The sequence below is a fragment of the Pseudomonas asplenii genome (assembly GCF_900105475.1).
Classification (GTDB): domain Bacteria; phylum Pseudomonadota; class Gammaproteobacteria; order Pseudomonadales; family Pseudomonadaceae; genus Aquipseudomonas; species Aquipseudomonas asplenii.
In genome coordinates this window covers 5,664,684-5,685,363 of the sequence record NZ_LT629777.1, presented here as the reverse complement: position 1 = coordinate 5,685,363, position 20,680 = coordinate 5,664,684, and the positions used below count along the sequence as shown (strand labels likewise).

General features: G+C 60.4%; 22 protein-coding genes and 2 pseudogenes. 10 read left to right on the top strand and 14 right to left on the bottom strand.

What is annotated here, in order from left to right:
- Positions 1–10: 10 nt before the first annotated feature.
- The 6 genes and pseudogenes from BLU37_RS30060 to BLU37_RS25170 form a co-directional block, all read left to right on the top strand.
- Positions 11–676 (top strand): annotated as a pseudogene (locus BLU37_RS30060) (PAS domain-containing protein); the annotation flags it as partial.
- Between the two features lie 87 nt (positions 677–763).
- Positions 764–923, top strand: a pseudogene (locus tag BLU37_RS30055) (methyl-accepting chemotaxis protein); the annotation flags it as partial.
- Positions 924–1,162: 239 nt separating this feature from the next.
- The gene (locus BLU37_RS25185; RefSeq protein ID WP_010446602.1) at positions 1,163–2,662 is read left to right on the top strand and encodes an APC family permease; all 1,500 of its coding nucleotides are present in this window, start codon (positions 1,163–1,165) and stop codon (positions 2,660–2,662) included.
- Positions 2,607–3,227 (top strand): DUF3156 family protein, encoded by a 621-nt coding sequence (locus BLU37_RS25180; RefSeq protein WP_090209996.1) that lies wholly within the window; start codon positions 2,607–2,609, stop codon positions 3,225–3,227. Before BLU37_RS25185 ends, BLU37_RS25180 begins: the two co-directional genes overlap by 56 nt.
- 116 nt (positions 3,228–3,343) lie before the next feature.
- Positions 3,344–4,306 (top strand): transcriptional regulator FeaR, encoded by a 963-nt coding sequence (feaR, locus tag BLU37_RS25175; RefSeq protein WP_090209994.1) that lies wholly within the window; start codon positions 3,344–3,346, stop codon positions 4,304–4,306.
- 15 nt (positions 4,307–4,321) lie between these two features.
- On the top strand, positions 4,322–4,930 hold the full coding sequence (locus tag BLU37_RS25170; protein ID WP_090209992.1) for a TetR/AcrR family transcriptional regulator: 609 nt from the start codon (positions 4,322–4,324) through the stop codon (positions 4,928–4,930).
- Between the two features lie 29 nt (positions 4,931–4,959).
- Here BLU37_RS25170 and BLU37_RS25165 read toward each other — a convergent pair whose 3' ends face one another.
- From BLU37_RS25165 to BLU37_RS25140, 6 genes are all read right to left on the bottom strand, one after another.
- Positions 4,960–5,730 carry an SDR family oxidoreductase gene (locus BLU37_RS25165; RefSeq protein ID WP_090209990.1) on the bottom strand — a complete coding sequence of 257 codons (771 nt, stop codon included), beginning with the start codon at positions 5,728–5,730 and terminating at the stop codon, positions 4,960–4,962.
- Positions 5,723–6,523 (bottom strand): SDR family NAD(P)-dependent oxidoreductase, encoded by an 801-nt coding sequence (locus tag BLU37_RS25160; RefSeq protein ID WP_090209988.1) that lies wholly within the window; start codon positions 6,521–6,523, stop codon positions 5,723–5,725. Before BLU37_RS25160 ends, BLU37_RS25165 begins: the two co-directional genes overlap by 8 nt.
- Positions 6,516–7,337 (bottom strand): molybdenum cofactor biosynthesis F family protein, encoded by an 822-nt coding sequence (locus tag BLU37_RS25155; RefSeq protein ID WP_090209987.1) that lies wholly within the window; start codon positions 7,335–7,337, stop codon positions 6,516–6,518. Before BLU37_RS25155 ends, BLU37_RS25160 begins: the two co-directional genes overlap by 8 nt.
- Before the next feature lie 85 nt (positions 7,338–7,422).
- Entirely contained in the window at positions 7,423–8,082 is a 660-nt protein-coding gene (locus tag BLU37_RS25150) for a helix-turn-helix transcriptional regulator (RefSeq protein WP_090209986.1), read from the bottom strand.
- Positions 8,083–8,137: 55 nt separating this feature from the next.
- Complete coding sequence (locus BLU37_RS25145) at positions 8,138–8,503, bottom strand: cupin domain-containing protein (protein WP_090209984.1); 366 nt, start codon at positions 8,501–8,503, stop codon at positions 8,138–8,140.
- Positions 8,504–8,534: 31 nt separating this feature from the next.
- On the bottom strand, positions 8,535–9,833 hold the full coding sequence (locus BLU37_RS25140) for an NAD(P)/FAD-dependent oxidoreductase (protein WP_090209982.1): 1,299 nt from the start codon (positions 9,831–9,833) through the stop codon (positions 8,535–8,537).
- Positions 9,834–10,072: 239 nt separating this feature from the next.
- On the opposite strand from BLU37_RS25140, the gene hpaR (BLU37_RS25135) reads away from it, so the two are divergent.
- Positions 10,073–10,495, top strand: coding sequence for a homoprotocatechuate degradation operon regulator HpaR (gene hpaR / locus BLU37_RS25135; RefSeq protein WP_010446592.1), 423 nt, complete (start codon positions 10,073–10,075; stop codon positions 10,493–10,495).
- 37 nt (positions 10,496–10,532) lie between these two features.
- Here the strand turns inward: hpaR (BLU37_RS25135) and hpaI are convergent, their stop codons facing one another.
- The 8 genes from hpaI to BLU37_RS25095 form a co-directional block, all read right to left on the bottom strand.
- Positions 10,533–11,339 carry a 4-hydroxy-2-oxoheptanedioate aldolase gene (gene hpaI, locus BLU37_RS25130; RefSeq protein ID WP_090209980.1) on the bottom strand — a complete coding sequence of 269 codons (807 nt, stop codon included), beginning with the start codon at positions 11,337–11,339 and terminating at the stop codon, positions 10,533–10,535.
- Positions 11,340–11,352: 13 nt separating this feature from the next.
- Entirely contained in the window at positions 11,353–12,156 is an 804-nt protein-coding gene (gene hpaH / locus BLU37_RS25125; RefSeq protein ID WP_019361686.1) for a 2-oxo-hept-4-ene-1,7-dioate hydratase, read from the bottom strand.
- 12 nt (positions 12,157–12,168) lie between these two features.
- Positions 12,169–13,473 (bottom strand): MFS transporter, encoded by a 1,305-nt coding sequence (locus tag BLU37_RS25120; protein ID WP_090209978.1) that lies wholly within the window; start codon positions 13,471–13,473, stop codon positions 12,169–12,171.
- A gap of 51 nt (positions 13,474–13,524) precedes the next feature.
- Entirely contained in the window at positions 13,525–13,917 is a 393-nt protein-coding gene (locus BLU37_RS25115; RefSeq protein ID WP_010446588.1) for a tautomerase family protein, read from the bottom strand.
- Positions 13,918–13,962: 45 nt separating this feature from the next.
- Positions 13,963–14,820 carry a 3,4-dihydroxyphenylacetate 2,3-dioxygenase gene (hpaD, locus tag BLU37_RS25110; RefSeq protein WP_090209976.1) on the bottom strand — a complete coding sequence of 286 codons (858 nt, stop codon included), beginning with the start codon at positions 14,818–14,820 and terminating at the stop codon, positions 13,963–13,965.
- 95 nt (positions 14,821–14,915) lie between these two features.
- On the bottom strand, positions 14,916–16,376 hold the full coding sequence (gene hpaE, locus BLU37_RS25105) for a 5-carboxymethyl-2-hydroxymuconate semialdehyde dehydrogenase (RefSeq protein WP_010446586.1): 1,461 nt from the start codon (positions 16,374–16,376) through the stop codon (positions 14,916–14,918).
- A gap of 5 nt (positions 16,377–16,381) precedes the next feature.
- Positions 16,382–17,152, bottom strand: coding sequence for a fumarylacetoacetate hydrolase family protein (locus tag BLU37_RS25100; RefSeq protein WP_019361688.1), 771 nt, complete (start codon positions 17,150–17,152; stop codon positions 16,382–16,384).
- A complete protein-coding gene (locus BLU37_RS25095; RefSeq protein ID WP_090209974.1) occupies positions 17,149–17,823 on the bottom strand; it encodes a fumarylacetoacetate hydrolase family protein in 675 nt (224 codons plus the stop codon). Before BLU37_RS25095 ends, BLU37_RS25100 begins: the two co-directional genes overlap by 4 nt.
- 179 nt (positions 17,824–18,002) lie before the next feature.
- On the opposite strand from BLU37_RS25095, the gene hpaA reads away from it, so the two are divergent.
- From hpaA to BLU37_RS25080, 3 genes are all read left to right on the top strand, one after another.
- On the top strand, positions 18,003–18,908 hold the full coding sequence (gene hpaA / locus BLU37_RS25090) for a 4-hydroxyphenylacetate catabolism regulatory protein HpaA (protein ID WP_090209972.1): 906 nt from the start codon (positions 18,003–18,005) through the stop codon (positions 18,906–18,908).
- 182 nt (positions 18,909–19,090) lie between these two features.
- Entirely contained in the window at positions 19,091–19,513 is a 423-nt protein-coding gene (hpaR, locus tag BLU37_RS25085; RefSeq protein WP_010446582.1) for a homoprotocatechuate degradation operon regulator HpaR, read from the top strand.
- A 163-nt stretch (positions 19,514–19,676) separates the two neighbouring features.
- Positions 19,677–20,669, top strand: a complete 993-nt coding sequence (locus BLU37_RS25080) for a helix-turn-helix domain-containing protein (protein ID WP_019361693.1) — start codon at positions 19,677–19,679, stop codon at positions 20,667–20,669.
- Positions 20,670–20,680 lie beyond the last annotated feature (11 nt).

Sequence of the window (20,680 nt, the reverse complement as noted above, 5' to 3'; positions counted from 1 at the left end):
GGACCGACAGATGTTCTTCAAGAAAAAGAGACCAATGCAGGATGTCGCTGCAATCCTCGAAACATTGCTGGCCGGTGAGATGAGTGAAACCCAGGTGTTGCAGGGTTATCCGGCGGTGCAGGCGTGTCTTGAGCAACTCGCGACACAAAAACGGCAAGCTGCCCGGCAATTGCTGCTGGCCGAGGCTTCAGCCAGGGACAGGTCCGCCCAATGGACGCGCAGCGAGCAGGCGCTTGCAGCACTCGGCCAACAACTGGAGCAGGGCGGGCATCGTGAGCAAGCGCTGGTAGCCGAGTTGCAGGCATGCGCGAAGCACTTGGGCCAGCAGGAGCAGGAGAGGCAGATCTGGGAGCTGCTGCTATCGACCATGACCGAAGGCTGTTGGGACATCACCGTGGTGAACGGTGACATTCAGGATCCGCATAGCCAGATGCGTATCTTCAATCAGTTTCGTCTTCTTCTCGGGTATGCCGCCCATGAGCTGCCCGATGGCTGGGAGAGCCAGGTCAACATCACCCATCCGGATGATCTGCCAAACATCATGGCGATCTTCGAGCGGGAGATCCTTGCCCCCCATGGCAGCGGTGAATACGTGTTTGAGTACCGGATGCGCCACAAGACCCGTGGCTATATCTGGTGTCGCGAGCGCGGTCGAGCCGTGCGGGACGCGCAGGGCTGTTTGACGCGAGTGATCGGCGCCGTACGCGACATCAGTGATGAGCAGTCGGCCAGGACCGCCCATCAAAACATGCTTGAGCACAATCGCTCCACCTACGACCAGATCGCGACGGTGGTGACCGTCATCAAGGGTATTGCCGACCAGACCAACCTGCTGGCCTTGAACGCTGCCATCGAAGCGGCCAGGGCCGGAGAAGTCGGGCGCGGGTTTTCAGTGGTGGCCGATGAGGTGCGCAAGCTGGCGGAAAATACCCGGCAGGCGACCGTTCAGATTCAGACGATGTTGCACCAGCACAGGCAGGCCTTGGCAGGCAGCAACAAAAACGACGGCAGACACGGGCAAGACGATCGGGGCAGTGGAGGTGCACATTGATTTCACGCTCGATGCCGTTTCGATCAGGGACTGGCCAGGAAGGACTTTTTCGCCAGCTCCTTGTACGGCTCGATGCATCCACTGAGAAATTCGCTTTCGAGGATTCGTACCATGTCGATCGATGACCGGCTCACGCAGCATCTGAAACGGGGCAGTGTCGGTTTTCCGACCGCGCTGGCCAGCACCATTGGCCTGATCATGGCCAGTCCGGTGATTCTCACCGCGACCATGGGGTTCGGGATAGGCGGCAGCGCCTTCGCGCTGGCCATGCTGATAGCGGTGGTCATGATGCTGGCTCAGGCGAGCAGCTTTGCTGAAGCCGCCTCGATCCTGCCGACCACGGGTTCGGTCTACGACTATATCAATTGCGGTATGGGCCGTTTCTTCGCGATCACGGGCACGTTGTCGGCGTACCTGATCGTGCACGTATTCGCCGGAACCGCCGAAACCATTCTTTCCGGCGTCATGGCGCTGGTCAACTTCGAACACCTCAACACCCTTGCCGATTCGGCCGGGGGTTCCTGGTTGCTCGGGGTCGGGTTTGTCGTGGTGTTCGGCATTCTCAATGCCTTTGGCGTCAGCGCCTTCGGCCGGGCCGAAATCATCCTCACCTTCGGCATGTGGACCACCTTGATGGTGTTTGGCGTGCTGGGGCTGATCGCGGCTCCGGCGGTGCAACTGGACGGCTGGTTCGGCGTCTCACTGGTGGGCACCGACCTGATCACCGTTCTGTCGCTGGTGGGGATGGCCATGTTCATGTTTGTCGGTTGTGAGTTCGTCACGCCGCTGGCCCCGGACCTGCGCAATTCGGCCAAGACCATGCCCAAGGCCATGATTTTAGGCTTGCTGAGCGTTGCCACGTGCATGTTTATCTATGGCGCGGCGATGAAGCGCCAGGTCGAAAATGTGCTGTTGGATGCCGCAAGCGGCACGCATCTGCTGGACACCCCGATGGCGATTCCGAAATTCGCCGAGCAACTGATGGGTGATATCGGGCCGATGTGGCTGGGTATTGGCTTCCTGTTTGCCGGAGCGGCAACCATCAATACGCTGATGGCAGGAGTACCACGGATTCTCTACGGGATGGCGGTCGACGGCGCACTGCCCAAAGCGTTCACCTACCTGCATCCGCGTTTCAAGACGCCTCTTCTGTGTATCCTGGTGGCGGTGCTGATTCCGTGCCTGCATGCGCTGTACCTGCGTGGCAACACCGACAACATCATGCACCTGGTGCTGGCCGCCGTGTGTGCCTGGAGTTTTGCCTATCTGCTGGTGACGCTGTCGGTGGTCATCCTGCGGATTCGTCGCCCCGATCTGCCACGGGCCTATCGCTCGCCGTTCTTCCCGCTGCCACAGATTCTTTCCAGTGCCGGTATCTTGCTGGGCATGGGGTTCATTACCCCACCAGGCATGAATCCTGCGGACATCTACGTGCCTTTTGCGGTGATGCTCGCCATCACCGCTTCATACGCGCTGTTTTGGACATTGGTGGTGCAAAAGGTCAATCCATTCAAGCCGGCTTCGGTAGAAGAAGTGCTGGCCAAGGAGTTTTCCCATGAGTCTGGCAACCCTCACCACACAGATTTCCAGGCGGCTGCAAAAGCTCTCTGAGGTGTTCGGTGCCGGGCGCGCTCCGGCCGGTTACAGACCAGGGATCACGCTTGAGTACCTGAGGCGTAATCTTGGGCTGACGAGTTTTGCCTTGACCGAGGGAGGGCGTGCAACCTTTTGTCTGGAAACTATCGACCTTCAGGTCGACGTGGTCGAGCGCACCGAGTCGCAGTTGCTGATGCACCTGGTCATGACTGAGTTCCTGATCAGCGTGCCAGCCTTCAAGCAGGGCAGTGCCCGTTTCGAGCTGCACCACAGCGGGTCGCTTCGGCGTACCGGCCTGGTGTGTCGGCAACGCGCTGGCGCCCCGACCCTGCTGGCTGGACTCCAGGCCGGTCTGAAGGAAGATCGGGCCTTGTATGAGGCCCTGATGAAGCTGGACTTCAAACACTTGCGCATCGAGCTGGACGGACAGCAATGGCACGTTCGGCTTGAGCACATGGGCGGCAGCGAGGTGGTCAACCGCATGCCGGCCTTTCGTCGCTACATCGCCTTGAGCGGCGCGCAGCGCGAAGGCTTGTTCAGTGTTCTCGCCGGTTTTCAGCGGGTGTTGGGTACGCTCTGAGCGTGAGGATTGGCATCATTAGTGCTTCTACCGTGGGCATCATGTACGGGTTGCGTGCATATAGATAACATGTTAACTATTGCGCAACAAAAACAAGAAGCCACGGTGGAGCTACCATGAGTACCTATCAGCCAGCGCACTCCGGATTGGAAACCTGGACTCGGGATTTACGAGCGGCCTGTGGCCATTTCGACACTGAACTGGCCTTTAACCCTTCACTGTTCATCGGTGAGGTTTCCAAGCTCTCGCGCGGTGGTCTGTCACTGGCCAACCTGCGCACCAATGCCGGTCTGATCAAGCGCGAGCGACCCAATGCCGATCACGACATGGACCAGCATTGCTTCCTCGTCAGCCAACGTAGCGGTTATTGCCAGATTACCCAGAACGGCCAGGTCATTCAGTTGGCCCCCGGCGATATGTTGCTGATGGACTCCACCGGCTCGATCGAAATCAGCCCTTTTGGCCTTATTGAACATGCGTCCCTGTCCCTCTCACGCAACGAAGTCTGCAAGCAGTTGGGAGGCGCCTCGAAAACCTTCGGCAAGATATCTTCCCGCAAGGCCTGCGGGCGGATGCTCCATGTGTTGATGGACCAGCTCTGCCGCGAGGGACTGGGGGCGCAGGATTCGCTGGACGAGGCCGAGGCGCTGCAGGCGGCCGTTGTCTCCCTGCTGGGTTCAGCCTTTGAAGTGAACGATACTGCGGATGAGAACATTGCCTCCCTGCAGGGCAGTAACCTGCGCAGCTATGTACAGAAAGTTATCGACGAGTCGCTGACCCAGCCTGGTTTGAGCCCCGTGGGCCTGGCCAGTCGCCTGAACATTTCGGTGCGTCACTTGTACCGTCTGTTCGAAGAGCAGGATGACAGCGTCTGTCGCTACATCCAGCGTGCGCGGCTCAAGCGCAGCGCCGATGACCTGACCAACCCGTTCCTCAAGAGCGAGTCGATCACGTCGATCGCCTACAAGTGGGGTTTTACCGATTCTGCTCACTTCAGCCGATCGTTCAAGAAGCAATTCGACCTGTCGCCCAAGGATTTTCGTTCCACGCATTTGCAGCAGGCGGTCGGAGCGGCCTAGGTTATTGATCGAACCATGAAACCACTTACTCTCTCGGCCAGTAACATTTGCGCAGTCGCGGTCGAGCATTTCGCCGATCATGGTTACGACGCCTCATCGCTCAACGAAATCGCGGGCAGGGCAGGCATGCGCAAGGCGTCGCTGTATGCGCATTTTGTCAGCAAGGACGCGCTGTTCAGGAAGGTGTTCGAGATCGCCCTGAACCATGAGCATCAGTACATTGTGCAGTGCTTCACGGAGGAGGCCGAACACCCGGGCGTACCCGGACAGTTGCACCTGGAGCGCCTGATCGGGCGCTATGAAGTGTCGGCGCATCTGCGTTTCCTGTTGCGCACGGCCTATTTCCCGCCAGCGGATATCCGTGCCGTCATCGCGGCGGGGTTCGAGGCTTACCTGGCGCGGATCCGCGATGGCTTCCAGCGTGCTGCACACACCCGGTATACCTCGGCAAAGCTGCAACCCGGCGCGCTCGAGGTATTCTGCGATGCGTATCTGGGGATCGTCGACAGCCTGCATGTGGAACTGATTTATGCGACGCCCCAAGGCTATGCCAAACGGCTTGCGGCCTTGTCGTGGATCTTCAGGGATTCCCTGTCGATGCTTGAAGGTGCAAGCCGTGCGTGAGTGTCGTTCAGGCGATTGGACGCGGTTTGCTATTTCAGTTCGGGCAGCGTGGATCCGCCATCCACCACCAGGGTCTGCCCGGTGATGTAAGCGGCCAGATCGGACGCCAGAAACAGCATGGCGCCGGCAATATCCTGCGGCGCGCCGAGCCGACCCAGTGGCACTCGGCAACGGATGTCAGCGCTGACCTGGCTGTCGCCAAGGTTGTCCATGGCCGGCGTTGCGATCATGCCGGGTTCGACCCCGTTGACGCGTACCTGATAGGGGGCCAATTCCAGTGCGGCACTGCGGATGAAACCGTTCACCCCGGCTTTCGAGGCCGCATAGTGACTGAGGCCGGGATAGGCGACCCGTGGCCCGGTGACGGAGGAAGTGACCAGCACGCAGCCACCGCCCTGGCGCTGAAACATCGGCAAGGCTGCCTGGGTCAACCAGAACAGGGCCGAGAGATTGACCGCGAGGGTGCGCTCAAGCGTGGCAGGGGTGATCTGCGCGAATGGCGTCAATGGAAAATAGCCGGCGTTGTGCACCAGGATATCCAGGCGCCCCCAGCGTCGTTCCAATTCCCCCACCTGTTCGGATATCGCTGCCGCATCGACCAGATCAACGGCGACGGCCTCGACCTGGCACGCTCGCGCCCTCAGGTCCTCGGCCAGAACCTGAGCTTGCGCCAGACGAAGGTCGGCGATCATCACGCGTGCGCCACGCTTGGCGAACGCTTCGACGATGGCTTGGCCGATGCCTTGCGCACCGCCGGTGACCAGTACGGTTTTACCGCTGAAATCCAGGGCATCAGGCATGTGTGTTCTCCAGATGGGCATAGGCCAGTGTGGGCACATCGACGATGCTCGAACCGCCATCGGCGACGATGCTTGCACCGGTGATGATCGAGGCGCCGGGCCCCGCCAGGAAGTGACATACCCTGGCGATTTCTTCGGCGCTGGCGGGGCGGCGTAGCGGGACATCGGCACATACGCGTGCGTAGGCTTGCTGCAGCGTTTCGCCATGAGCCTTCATCAAGGGCTGCATTTCCTGGTCGGCCATCGGAGTGGTCACCCACCCCGGACAGACCGCGTTGACGCGCACGCCGCGTGGTCCGTAGTCCCGGGCCAGGGAGCGATTGAGCCCGAGCAGCGCGTGTTTGGCGGTGGTGTAACCGCACACCTCGGGCCCGGCGGCCAGCGAGGCGATGGAGCCGAGGAGCACGATGTTGCCGGCACTTTCGATCAGCAGCGGCAGGCAGGCCCGGGCACTATAGAACGCGCTGTCCAGGTTGCTGCGCAATGCGGCCTCCCAGGTTGGTGGGCTGGTCTGGGTGGCGCTGCCCAGGCCATGCCCCCCGGCGCAGGCCAGCAGTACATCGAGGCGCCCGTAGCGTGCGCGGATCTGCGCGATAAAGTCCTCCCAGGTTTCCGGGCAGGCCGCATCGCCGACCAGGATCAGCCCCCCGGTTTGCTGGGCGACCTGCTCCAGAGGTTCGCGACGGCGACCGATCAATACCAGGTTGGCTCCTTCGGCGGCGTACAGCCGGGCGCAAGCTGCTCCGATCCCCGTGCCGGCGCCGGTGATGACGAGGGTACGCGGATCAGGCATCGGGATACTCCGTATGGTTGAGCACCTGGCAGTAGGAACTGATCGGGAAGTTGGACAGCTCATCGAAGGACGAACCTGCATAGCCGAAGATCTTGCCGTCGCTGCGGTGCTTTTGCAGATCGATCAGGACCAGGCCGAGGGTCGGGATGATCTTCTCGCGCCAGACGAACAGATACAGTTGATCGGCAATCTTGTAGTAGTGGCAGCGATCGGTGTCACACAGGCCCTGCTCGACGCCTTTGAGGCACTGCCAGGCATAGAACTGTTCGTTCAGATAGAGATGTTCGTACACTTCGCTGGGGCTGTAGCGATACAGGTTGCGCAAGCCGGTCAGTTCCCGGGTGGGCGCATGGGGGCACTGGCCGGCCTGCCAGGGTTGATCCAGGCTGCCGTGCAGGAAGTCCACTTCGACCGAGGTCAGGGCCTTGCCAGCAAGGGCGCGACTGTACAGGCCTTCTTCGGTTTGCTCGCGGCTCGGCATACGGCCGATCACGGCGGTGAACGATGACGTGGCAGTGTCCAGCACCAGGCTGATCGACCAGGCCTGACCTGCTTCGTGCTTGATGAAGTCGACCAGATACAGGCCCGATCGCACCGACGTGGCGCGGTAGGTGGCCGAACCGCTGGAGTGACCGTCGGCGGCGTTCCAGTGCAGGACCTCGGCGTCGAAACGGTGTTCGATCTGCCAGCCGTTGGCGAAGTGCAGCGTGAAGCTCTTGCCGCTGAGGTCGGCCAGATTGGGCAGGATAAATGCGTCGGGGGCGAAACCGTCGGCGAGGGCGCCTACTGTGATCCAGTCCGAGGGTGTGCTCATGGTGTGGCTCCGGTTGATGAAATTCACAACCGGGATCATGCCGTGGGGACAGGGGGGCGCCTATCAACCGAATGGTTGAGCCCGCTTACAGAAACAGTGCTGCGACCAGCTCGGTACGGTTGGTGACGCCGATCTTGCGGAACAGGTGGATGAGGTGGGTTTTGATGGTGGGCAGGCCGACGTCCAGGTCCAGGGCCAATTGCTTGTTGCTCGCGCCCTGGCGCAACAACCAGGCGATCTCGCGCTCTCTGGGAGTGAGCCCGGCCAGTGCATCGTCACAGGGCTGCATATTGGCCACCGCCATTTGCAGCAACGCCTGCAAGGCCGTGAGCTGGGCTAACTGGTCACCGGTGAAGGCCCCTTGTTCTGCGGTGCGCAGCAAGGAAATGGCCGCCTGTGGCTGGTCGGCGCCAAGGGCGACGACCTCTACCACATCGACCACACCGTAGCGCTGCAGGAAGTCGCGATAGCGGCGGCTGTCACGGGGCGGCTGCCTGGCCATGGCGAAATTCAGCGGTACCACCGCCAGCCCACTGGATAGGCAATTGCGCGGTTGCAAAGGATCGAACTGACGGTAGTTGTCCAGGTAGTCGCGGTGCATCTCGCCGCTCATGCCATACAGCCGGAAGTCGCGGGCTTGCAGTTGTCGATCGACGCAATAGAACGCCGCCTGGCTGGCCGGTACGAGTTGAGTGAAAGCCTGCAGGCAATGGCCGGCGATTTCATGAGCGGGGATGGCGTGCATGGTCAATTACCTGCGCCGGAGAAAACGCTGCCGGCCGAAGCCGGCAGAGGGACGATCAGACAACTGCGAAATAATGCTTCACAAAACTCTCGCTTACAACCTCCCACAGCACGGGGGTGTCCTTGGTCACGAACCAGCTGTCGCCGGCCTGGTAACGAGTGCTCTGGCCGGTACTTTCGTCGGTCAAGATCACTTCGCCCGTTACCACCGTGGCTTGTTCGGCGAACGGGTAGATCATCCGGAACTTGCCCTGGGTGGTGCCGAAATAGCCGCTGCTGACGGGGTCGGTCGGTGCGCCAAAGGTCATTTTGCCAAAGACCTTGACCTCACCTTCTAGGATCTCGGAGCCCAGGTCGGCAGCAGTGCCCCAGGCATCGAGTTCCGACAGTTGGATGTCTTTCTTGAGAGCGGTAACGGACATGGCAGTTCTCCTGTGAGTGAAACCGTGACGGTCAACGACGACCGTTGAAATAACCCGAAAGTTGATGAAGGCTTTTGCCGGCTGTCAGCAGTAGCGGACGGATATGGTCCTTGCCCAGGATCTGCGCATGCTTGACCGAACTGATCAGGTCGTAGCGCGAAGAGCCGCCGCTGATGCCTTCGGCCAGCACCTTGCAGATGATATGGCTGGGCGTGACCCCGAAGCCGGCGTAGCCCTGCACGTAGAACGCGTTGGGGCGGCCACTGAGCGTGCCGATCTGCGGAAACAGGTTGGCCCCGGTCGCCATCGGGCCGCCCCACGCCAGGTCGATTTTCACGTCCTTGAGGTACGGGAAAATCTTCAGCATCAGGTGGCGGTTCCAGGCTTTGAGATCCCGTGGAATGTGCTCGAGAAACGGGGTGGCGGCCCCAAACAACAGGCGGTTTTCGTTGGTGACACGGTAGTAGTCGATCACCGGTCGGATGTCGCTGTAGGCGCCGCGTATCGGGCTGATGCGATGAATTATTTCTTCCGACAGTGGTTCGGTCATCAACTGGAAGGCATAGGTGTTCAAGGTGGTCTTGTGCAGCTCGGGCTCCAGCTTGTTGAGGAAACTGTCGCAGGCCCACAGCAACTTGGCGGCTTTGACCGAACCTCGACCCGTGCGTACGGTAATGCGCTCGCCGTAGCTGACTTCCAGTGCCGGGCTGTGTTCGTAGATGCGCGCACCATGCCCCACCAGTGCCTTGGCTTCGCCCAGCAGCAGGTTCAGTGAGTGCACGTGGCCACCGCCCATGTGCAGCAGCGCACTGGTATAGGCGTTGGAGCCGATGATCTGCTTGAGTTCGGTACCCGCCATGAAGCGGATTTCGTCTTTGGTATTGATCGACTGGAAGTCCTTCTCCCAGGTGCGCAGGGTTTTTTCCTGGCGGGCATTGAAGCCCATGTAGCCGTAGCCGTGGCAGAAGTCTGCGTCGATCGAGTATTTGGCGATACGGTCCTTGATGATGCCGGCGCCCAGCTCGCTGATTTCAAAGATTTCGCGCAGCCCTTGTTCGCCCACGTGCTGCTTGATCTTCTCCAGGTCGTGGCCGATCCCCGCCATGATCTGGCCGCCGTTGCGGCCGGTACCGCCGAAGCCCAGGTAGCGGGCCTCGAGCACCACGACGTTGGTGATGCCTTTTTCCGCCAGTTCCAGTGCGGTGTTGATGCCGGAGAAACCGCCACCGATCACCACAACATCGGCTTCCACGTCCTGCTCGAGGGTCGGGAAGCTGAGGTTGTATTTCTTGGTTGCCGAATAGTAGGTAGGCGTTTCGATATTGATCATGGCGCAGCCTGGAAAAGTGAAGGGGAACTCACTGCAGAGCCAACAAGAAGCCCTGTGCCTGTTGGCTGATATTAAGTGCCTTCCGAGCGGTAGGTGTCTTGACTCTGTGTGCCGTCGGTCTTGATCGGGGGTGCCAACAGCAAGGCTGAGTCCGGGCCTGCCGGTAAAGCCTCACACGGCGTGCATCGGCCAATGATAGAATATTGTTAATCTGTTAACTGATTACGATGCTGCCTCTCATGTCCAAACCGCGTCAATCGCTGACCCTTGCCTTGCTCCATGCGCGTGAAGCCGCCATGGGGTTTTTTCGTCCTTCGCTCAATCAACACGGTCTGACCGAGCAGCAATGGCGGGTCATTCGTATCCTGAGCCAGCACGATGAGCTTGAGATCAATCGTCTGGCCGAGTTGGCGTGCATTCTCAAGCCGAGCATGACCGGTGTGCTGTTGCGCATGGAGGCGGCGGGTATGGTTGAACGGCGCAAGGCGCAACAGGACCAGCGGCGCGTGCTGGTGCGGCTGGCCGAAAAGGGGCTGGCCTGCTTCAGTTCGATGAGCCAGAGTATGGAAGCCAACTATCAGCGTTTGCAGGCGGGCTTTGGCGAGGAGAAGTTGCAGACCTTGCTGACGTTGCTCAATGAGCTGAAAACGCTCAAGCGCTGAAGCCCGTCCCCGTTGCCATGTCGGGGACGGGGCTCGGTCAGTAGACGCCGCCCGCCGAAGGAGTTGGTTGCGCGGTGTTCTTGAAACTGGCTGCAAGGGTTTGCAGGCCTCGCATCAACACCGTGGTATCTACGCCCACGGCCACGAACGCCGCACCCAAGGCGATATAGCGTCGGGCCAGGGCCTGGTCGGCGCTGAGAATACCGGCGGCTTTGCCGGCCTTGCGGATGCGGGCAATGGCGTCTTCGATCGCCACCTGCACCTCGGGGTGCCCCGGATTGCCCCGATAGCCCATCGAGGCGCTCAGGTCTGCTGGCCCGATAAAGACTCCGTCGACACCCTCAACCGCCACAATCGCATCCAGATTGGCCAGGCCTTCGCGGCTCTCGATCTGCACCAGCAGGCACATCTGCTCATCGGCCTGGTCGAGGTAGCTGGGGATGCTGTTCCAGCGCGATGCTCTGGCCAGAGCACTGCCGACGCCGCGAACCCCCTTGGGTGGGTAATGAATAGCCTTCACCAGTTCCTGCGCCTGTGCGGCACTTTCCACCATGGGTACCAGCAACGTCTGTGCGCCGATATCGAGCAGTTGCTTGATCAGCGCCGTGTCGCCGATGACCGGGCGAATCACGGGATGGCTGGGGTAGGGCGCTATGGCCTGGAGTTGGCCCAGCGTGCTGCGCAGGTCGTTGGGCGCATGTTCGCCGTCGATCAGCAACCAGTCGAATCCGGCGTTGGCGGCCAGTTCGGCACAGTAGGCATCAGCGAGTCCAAGCCACAGGCCGATCTGCGCCTCACCGCCGCTGCGCAGGCGAAGTTTGAAGGTGTTGATAGGCATGTCCATCAGGTGATCCCCCTTAAACGAATCGACAGGCGATGGAACCCAGCATGTCGTAGTCGACATGGAAGGTATCGCCGGGGTTGGCTGCGACGGGACGGGTAAAGGAGCCACCCAGGATGACTTGCCCCGGTTGCAGGGTGACGTCATAGGCGGCCAATTTGTTGGCGAGCCAGGCCACGCCCTTGGCCGGGTGGTTGAGCACGGCGGCGGAGACGCCGGACTCCTCGATCACGCCATTACGGTAGAGCACGGCGGGCACCTTGCGCAGGTCGATTTCGGTGGGCCGCACGGCCCGTCCGCCCATGACCACGCCGGCATTGGCGGCATTGTCGGAGATGGTGTCGAACACCTTGCGGGTGGTCTTGGTGTGCGGATCGACCTGCTGGATGCGCGCGTCGATGATCTCCAGTGCCGGTATCACCCATTCGGTTGCATCCAACACATCAAACACTGTCACGTTCGGGCCTTTGAGCGGCTTGCCCAGAATGAAGGCCAGCTCGACCTCGACCCGCGGCACGATGAAGCGTTCGAAGGGGATGTCGGTGCCTTCCTCGAAAAACATGTCATCCAGGAGCGCGCCGTAATCTGGCTCGGTGATGTTTGAAGACACTTGCATGGCCCGTGAGGTCAGGCCGATTTTATGCCCGACCAGCTTGCGCCCGTCCTTGATTTTCTGTGTGACCCACGCACGCTGGATGGCATAGGCGTCGTCAAGGGTGATGTGCGGGTGGTCCAGGGAAAACTGACGCACCTGCTCGCGGGAGCGCTCGGCCTGGTCGAGGCGGGCGGCGGCTTGCTGGATGAGCTGTTGATCAAGCATGGCGAGGTTCTCTTACTGAGGGTTGACGATGGCTGCCTGGGTGCGCAGCACCAGCAGACCACCGAGTGCAATGAGCAGGGCCAGCGCATAAAGAGCCAGGCTGGCGCTTTGGGTGGTGTCGCGCACCCAGCCGATCAGGTAGGGGGCGAAAAATGACGCGATGCTGCCGAAGGAACTGATCAGCGCGATGCCGGCCGCCTGGGTACTGTTGGACAGGAACGCGGGAGGTAATTGCCAGAACATCGGCAGCGCTGCGCTGGCGCCCATGCCGGCGACGATCAGACCACCGAGTACGAGGGTCGGGTTGCTGGGGGCGAGCCCGGCGAGGGCAATGCCGACCGCCGACATCAGCAAGGGGATGCACAGGTGCCAGCGGCGTTCTCGGTAGCGGTCGGACGAGCGCCCGCAGCCGATCATGAAAAAGCAGCCCGCCAGGTAAGGCGCGGCACTCAGCAGCCCGACCCTTGCGTCGCTGCCGACTCCGGCGCCGTGGATCAGCGTCGGCATCCAGAACGCCAGGGTATTGACTGCCAGCATCACTGCGAAATACACCGCGACCAGCAACCACACCTGCGTATTCCTGAGAATGGCGCAGAACGAGGTGATCGATTTGCGCTGTTCTTCCTGATTCAGTTGCTCGCGCAGATGGTATTTCTGCGCAGGGCTCAGCCATGGGACCGTCTCGAAGCTGTCCGGCAGGCATTTGAGCACCACCAGCCCGAGCAGAATGACTGGCGCGCCCTCGATGACAAACATCCACTGCCAGCCGCGCAGGCCGCCTGCCTCATGAAAGTATTCAAGGATACCGCCGGAGAGCGGCCCGCCGATCACACCTGCCATGGGCACCGCGATCGCGAACAGGGCCGTGATCTGCGCTCGTCGACCGGCCGCGTACCAGCGGTTCAGAAACACCAGGATGCCCGGAAAGAAACCGGCCTCGGCCACCCCAAGCAAAAAGCGCAGCACATAGAAACCCATGGCGCTGTCGATCAGGAACATGCTGGCCGACAGCGCCCCCCATACCACCATCAGTGTGGCAATCCAGCGCCGCGGTCCGACACGGTCCAGGGCCATGTTGCTCGGCACGCCAAACAATGCATAGGCGATAAAGAACAGGCCGGCACCGAAACCGTAGACCGTGTCGCTGAAGTTCAGGTCTGCGCTCATTTGCATCTTGGCGAAACCGATGTTGATCCGGTCGAGGTGGGCAAAGAGGTAGCAGAGCAACAACAGCGGCATCAGCCGCCAGGTGATGGTGTTGTGGGTCCGGTTGCGTGCGACGGTATCCAGAGGGCTGGCGGTATTGGCTGTGTTCATGGCTTTATACTTTTTGTTTGAGAGGCCGATGGAACGGATAGGCAGGGCGCCTTAACCTGCCTGTGTCTTGAGGAAGGCGTGCACATTGTTCTGCTTGAAGTTGAGCTGTTCGTGCAGCTCGATCATTTCAAACGACAAGGCCAGCAGGCGTTGGGCTTGAAGATCGGCGAAGTGCCGGGTAATCACCTCGAAGAGCTTTTGCGCGACCTGCTGCCGTGTCGCCAGGTCGCGGCCATGGCCAACCTTCAGCGTCATGTGTACGAAGGCATAGTCATGCTTGCCGTCGGCCATGCGCCAGGTGTCCAGGCGCACGCCGCGGCTGCGGATGCCCCCCAGCGGAAACACGCCGCTTGCGCCCAGGGTGTCGTGAACCTTTTCAAACAGGCCGGGCAAGTCCGCCTGTTGTTCAATGTTGTCGGTGTACTCTGCGATGAAGTGGGGCATGAACGGCTCCTTCAGGCCGCGCGGGGATGCCGTGCGGCCATACGGTCAAACAGGGAAAATGGCGTTGATCTGTCCGGTGCCCGAGCTGCCGAAGGGCGCGGTGATGATCTCGGCAGGCTGGTCGTAATCCGGGCCGCCGAGTAACCCCAGGAGCATGGCGGTGTCATGCATCTTGCCTTCGCCAAAGCAATGCTCGGCATAGTCCGGGAGCATTGCGCAGAATTCTTTCCAGCGGCCCTGGCGCCACAGTTTCACCACATGCAGGTCGACCTGCTTGTCGAATTCCCGCGTCCAGTTGTGGATATTGGCTTCGGCCTCGCGGTCGTCGGAGAATCGGTGCGACAGCGAACCGGAGGCCAGTACCAGGACTTTGCGGTCGCTCTTCTCGATGGCCCGGCGCACGGCGGCACCGAAGGTGAAACTGTCCTGCAGTCGATGCCAGGCGCACCAGGCGGCAATCGAGACCACATTGAATTTCTGTTCTTCTGGTACGCCCATGTGCATGTAGCGCATCGGCACCAAAGTGCCGTATTCCAGCTCCAGGCTCGGGATGTTGTGGGCCAGGGTACGTACGCCGGCGGCGTTGGCTTCAGCGGCGATCAGTTCGCCCAGCTCGGGGCAGCCGGGGTACTCGTACTCCATGTTCTTGATGAAGTGCGGCAGCTCGTTGCTGGTGTAGGTGCCTTTGAAGTGTTCGCCGTTGTTGACGTGATAGGCGCTGTTGACCAGCCAGTGCACGTCAAACACCACGGCGGTATCGGCGCCCAGCTCGCGGGCGCGCCGGCCGATTTCCTTGTGACCGGCAATCGCCGCTTCACGACAGCCATGGTGTTTGCCGGGAAGCTCCGACAGATACATCGAGGGGACGTGGCAGATTTTCGCAGCCAGGACGACTTCGCCCATGATGATGCTCCTGAAATTGTTGTTATGCGTTTCAATCATCGGTCAATGAAACCTGCGACAAGACCCATCACAGGCTTCACGCAGCGAGAATGGGGTTATAGTCCCCAACGCGGAATGTGATGACTGCCCATCGAGATACACACGTTCTTGATCTCGGCGAACACTTCAAAGCTGTACTGGCCTCCTTCACGGCCAGTGCCGGAACCTTTCACACCACCGAACGGCTGGCGCAGGTCGCGAACGTTCTGGCTGTTGATGAACACCATGCCGGCTTCAATGCCATGGGCCAGGCGATGCGCCTTGCCGATGTCCTGGGTCCAGATATAGGACGCCAGGCCATATTCGGTGTCGTTGGCCAACTGCAGGGCTTGGGCTTCATCCTTGAAGGGAATCAGGCACACCACCGGGCCAAAGATTTCTTCCTGGGCGATGCGCATCCGGTTGTTCACGTCGGCGAACACCGTCGGCTGGATGAACTGGCCCTTGCTCAAGTGGGTCGGCAAATTGGCCGGGCGCTCCAGGCCGCCAGCGAGCAGGGTGGCGCCTTCTTCCAGGCCGATCCGGATATAGCCGGTGACCTTGTCATAGTGGGCCTGGGTGATCATCGAGCCGACCTGGGTCTTCGGGTCCTGCGGATCGCCGACGATCAAGCGCTTGGCGCGAGCGGCAAACTCGGCGACAAACTGCGGGTAAACGCTTTCCTGGATAAAGATCCGGCTACCGGCGGTGCAGCGCTCGCCATTGAGCGAGAAAATCGTGAACAGCGCGGCGTCGAGGGCGCGTTCCAGATCGGCGTCTTCGAAGATCAGCACCGGCGACTTGCCGCCCAGTTCCATGGAATACTTTTTCAGGCCGGCGGTCTGCATGATTTTCTTGCCGGTGGCGGTGCCGCCGGTGAAGGAAATGGCGCGCACATCCGGGTGGCGCACCAACGCATCGCCAGCCGTTGCACCGTAGCCCTGAATGACGTTCAGCACACCCTGGGGAATGCCCGCTTCGACGGCCAGTCGCCCCAGTTCATTGGCGGTCAAGGGTGACAGCTCGGACATTTTCAGCACGGCGGTATTGCCCAGTGCCAGGCAGGGTGCGGTCTTCCAGGTCGCCGTCATGAACGGTACGTTCCAGGGCGATACCAATGCGCAGACCCCCACCGGTTGGTACAGGGTGTAGTTGAGCATCTGGTCATCGACCGGGTAGCTGTGGCCGTCCATGCGGGTGCAGACTTCGGCGAAAAAATCGAAGTTGTGCGACGCCCGGGGAATCAGGACGTTTTTGGTCTGGTGAATCGGCAGGCCGGTGTCGAGGGTTTCCAGTTCGGCCAGGTGCGGAACGTTCTGTTCGATCAACTCGCCCAGCTTGCGCATCAACCGTGCGCGTTCCTTGGCCGGAGTCCCGGCCCATTTCGGAAAGGCTTCCTTGGCCGCCGCCACGGCCTGGGCCACTTCTTCGGCGCCACCGCTGGCCACTTCACCGATGGCTTCGCCGGTGGCCGGGTTGTAGTTGACGAACACGTCTTTGCTTTCGACCTCACGGCCGTTGATCCAGTGTTTGATCATGTTGCTCAAGCCTCTTTCCGGGCGCTGAAGAACGCCGATTCGCTGACAATTCGGTTGACCAGGCGGCCTACGCCTTCGACTTCCACAATCACTTCATCGCCCGGTACCACATCGGCCAGGCCTTGCGGGGTGCCCGTGGCGATCATGTCGCCGGGTTGCAGGGTCATGAAACTGGAGAGGTATTCGATCAGGAACGGAATATCGAAAATCATGTCCCGGGTGCTGCCCTCCTGGCGTAGCTCACCGTTGATCCAGGTGCGCAGCTTCAGGTTGCTCGGGTCCGGCACGTCGGCGATATCGACGATCCATGGGCCGACCGGGGTGGTGGCGTCGCGGTTTTTCACGCGCAGGTTGGGCCGGTAGTAGTTTTCCAGGTAATCGCGAATGGCGTAGTCGTTACACACCGTGTAGCCCGCCAGGTAGTCCAGGGCGTCTGTGCGCTTGACGTTGCGCGCCGGTTTACCGATGACGGCCACCAGTTCGCACTCGTAGTGCATGTAGGCGACATTGTCCGGGCGCCAGGTCACTTGATGGTGGCCGGTGTAAGTGCCGACGGATTTGATGAAAACCAGCGGTTCGGTCGGAGGTTTGAAGGCAAGTTCTGCGGCGTGATCGGCATAGTTCAAGCCCAGCGCAAACATGTTGCCGGTGGCCGGTGGCAGCCATTGCACCTGATCTTCCGCCAGCAGGCGGCCGTCGCTCAGGCGTACGGCGTTGTTGGCTTCGACATGGACGTGATGGATGTCGCCCTCGAGTTGTATGCGCGCGTGTTTCATGCAAGGTCCCCTGACTCTGCCACGATGTGGTTGACGAGACGGCCCAGGCCGCTGATTTCAACTTCGACGGTGTCACCCGGCAGCACATCGACGCGACCTTCTGCAGTCCCGGTGATCAGTACATCGCCTGCGTGCAGGGTCATGAATTCGCTGATTTCGGCGATCAGCACAGGGATGTTGCGCACCAGATTGGCCGTGGTGTTTTGCTGACGGATCTGGCCATTGACGTACAGCGTGATCGCAAGACTGTGCGGGTCGCTGATCTGCGCGGTGGGTATCAGCTCAGGCCCGATGGCACAGAAACCATCCCGGCATTTTGCTTTGACGGCGGGGCGGTAGTAGCTGTCTTCCGGCAGGCTGAACTCATTGACGATGGTGTAGCCGGCCACATGCTCGAGGGCTTCGGCCTGGCTGACGCGGCTGGCGCTTTTAGCCATCACGACGGCCAAGGCCGGCCCCGGTTGCAGGCGTTCACCCGGGCCTGGATGCACCACCTGGGCGCCGTGTGGGTTGCGGGTGTTGGGCGTCTTGATGAACAGCACCGGTTTGACGGGAGGTTGCTGATAGGGCGGCTGTTCGAACTCGGCAAGGTGCTGCTTGAGCAGTCCGTGGTAGTTCAGTGCGACACCCAAAAGGGTGCCGCTTGCGGTGTCATGCAAGGCACGGCTCATGCTTTCTCCTGGCAGAGCCATGGGGGCCCTGAATTTTGTTAATGTGTTAACAGTTATAATTAAGATGTTAACTATCGTCAAGCGTGGCAGGCTGCCCATGCGGTGGTTGTTCGGCCCGATTCGGTGCAGGATGGGCATGGCTGCGACACGGCAATCACAATAAGAACGAGTAGCGTGCGATGACCGAGCGTCAACCCATCCCGAATATCAACATTGGCCAGGTCTACGACCAGCGCTACAGCGACGCCGAGGTCCATTACGACAAGCTGGCCAACCTGGCAGAATTTTTCGGCCGCAATATGCCGGTTCACCGGCATGACCGGTTCTTCCAGATTCATTACGTGAAAAGTGGCACGGTGCGGGTGTACCTGGATGACCAGCAGTACGTGGAGTCCGGGCCGATGTTTTTCCTCACGCCACCCACCGTGCCGCATTCCTTTGTGACCGAGGCCGACAGTGATGGGCATGTACTGACGGTGCGTCAGCAACTGGTGTGGCAACTGATCGAGGGCGACGCGAGCCTGGCGCCTGCCGGTGCGCAAATGCCGGCGGCGTGTGTTGCGCTGGCACAGTTGGAGCCGCAATACGCGGACGATATCCGCCGACTGGATGTGCTGTTCGAGGCCTTGAGCGAAGAGGTGAAGGCCCAGCGGCCCGGGCGCAGTGCGGCCCTGGACAGCTTGACGCGGTTGATCATGATCAACCTGTTGCGACTGTGTTCCCACTCGTTGAAAGCAACGCCTGCCCGGCATGAAGACCTGAAGATTTTCCACCGTTTCAATGCGCTGATCGAAGCGCATTACCAGCAGCACTGGCCGTTGTCGCGTTATGCGCAAGGTATCGGGGTTACGCAGGCGCGTCTGAACGATGTCTGCCGACGGATCGCCGACCTGCCTTCCAAGCGCTTGATCATGGAGCGTCTGATGCAGGAGGCCAAGCGGTTGCTGTTGTTCACGGGCAGTTCCGCCAACGAAATCTGCTATCAGCTCGGGTTCAAGGACCCGGCCTATTTCAGTCGTTTCTTCCAGCGTTACGCGCAGCTCACTCCGGGGGAGTACCGCCAGCGCCAATCGGGTTTGCGTTGAGCCGGGCATAGACTTTCGCTCTGGGGTGTTGGTGATCTTGTACGGATCATCATGGGCATCACCCCGGGTCGAAAAAATGGCTTTTACACGGAACGGATTGTACTTTTCATGGCGGCGGCGCAGCTTGCACGGGCTGACTGGCGACACTAAGCTGCCGACTCGCCCCTTGACGTGGTGCCGCCATGGCCAACCCCAGACCTTCACTGACCCTGACCCTGCTGCAAGCCCGGGAAGCGGCAATGGCTTTTTTCCGGCCCGCACTGAACAAGCATGAACTGACCGAGCAGCAGTGGCGGGTCATTCGGATACTGCGTCAGCAAGGTGAACTCGAAAGCCATCAACTCGCCCAGCAGGCCTGCATCCTGAAACCGAGCATGACGGGTGTGCTGGCTCGTCTGGAGCGCGATGGACTGGTCCGTCGATACAAGTCCAACCAGGATCAACGGCGTGTCTTCGTCGTGCTGACAGAGCGCGGCCAACAATGCTTCGTCTCCATGAGTGAAGGCATGGAAAACAACTACCTGAAAATCGAGGAGCAGTTCGGTGCGCAGAAAATGCAGCAGCTGCTGGCCTTGCTCGATGAGCTGAAAAATATCAAACCGTGAAGGTTTATTTTTCTTAACAAGTTAACATTTATTCTGGCCGATGCCGTTATGGCAGCGTATTCGCACTATCCATTTTCGGCACAAATGCGCGAGCTACTCGAGTTCGGAATAGAACTTGCCTGATATCTGACCCGTAAGCCTGCAACTGAAAAAGGTTGGGTCAATGAACAATAACAACGTGTTGATGCCTGCGGCCTCGACGGTGGTTCGAGCACCGTTACCCCTCCAGCGTTTCCTGACGAGCGACATTGATGAGCACGCCCGCAATATGGGCGGCTGGCGCGTTCGCTACGATCAGGTGTCCCCGGGGGCCTTTGAAGGCGAACTGATGGAGTTCCGTTCGGGCTGGATGCAACTGGTACGCGACCGCTCTAATCAGGCCATGATAAAAAGTGGGGCGGCCTGGAAAGGTGCAATCACTTTCAGCATACCGTTGAGTGCTCATGGTCCGGTTTATTGCTCGGGGCATCCGATTCACGAGTCGAGCCTGTTGGTTGCCCATGGCGAAAACCTTCCCGAGCTGCACACGCCTCAGCACCTGGATCTGCTCAGCGTGGCGATTGAAGAGCAGGCGTTGGCGCATGGTTTGGAACGCCAGGGTAGCGACTTCCGAATTACCGATCTTCCCAGGTGTTACCGCTTGGGCGACTCCTCCGTGCAAGGAGAACTCACGGCCTTGTTCAATGAGCTGTCGAGCTGTGAGCAGGAACGGAGTGTGTTGTTTGGGTATGACTCGATCCGTCGTGGCATTCGGGATGCGGTGATGCTGCACTTGCTGGAACTGATCGCGCCGGATCAAGCACCACCCCTCAGCCCCACGGCGCGCAAACGGATGGTGGATCGGGCACGCGAATATGCCTTGAGTCACCTCGACGAGCCGTTGTCGATCCTCGACCTGTGCAACCACATCGGCGCCAGCCGGCGCAAACTCCAGTACTGTTTCCAGGAAACCCTGGGGATCAATCCGGTGGCCTATCTGCGAGCGTTACGCCTCAATGCGGTGCGTCGTGAACTACGAACGAGCACGCAATCCCAAGGTGTACAGGCAGTGGCGGCACGCTGGGGATTCTGGCATTTGAGCCGTTTCTCCAGCGATTACCGAACCATGTTTGGCGAAAGCCCTTCACAGACCCTGCGTCGCACTCAACTCTGCTGAAAACGGATAAC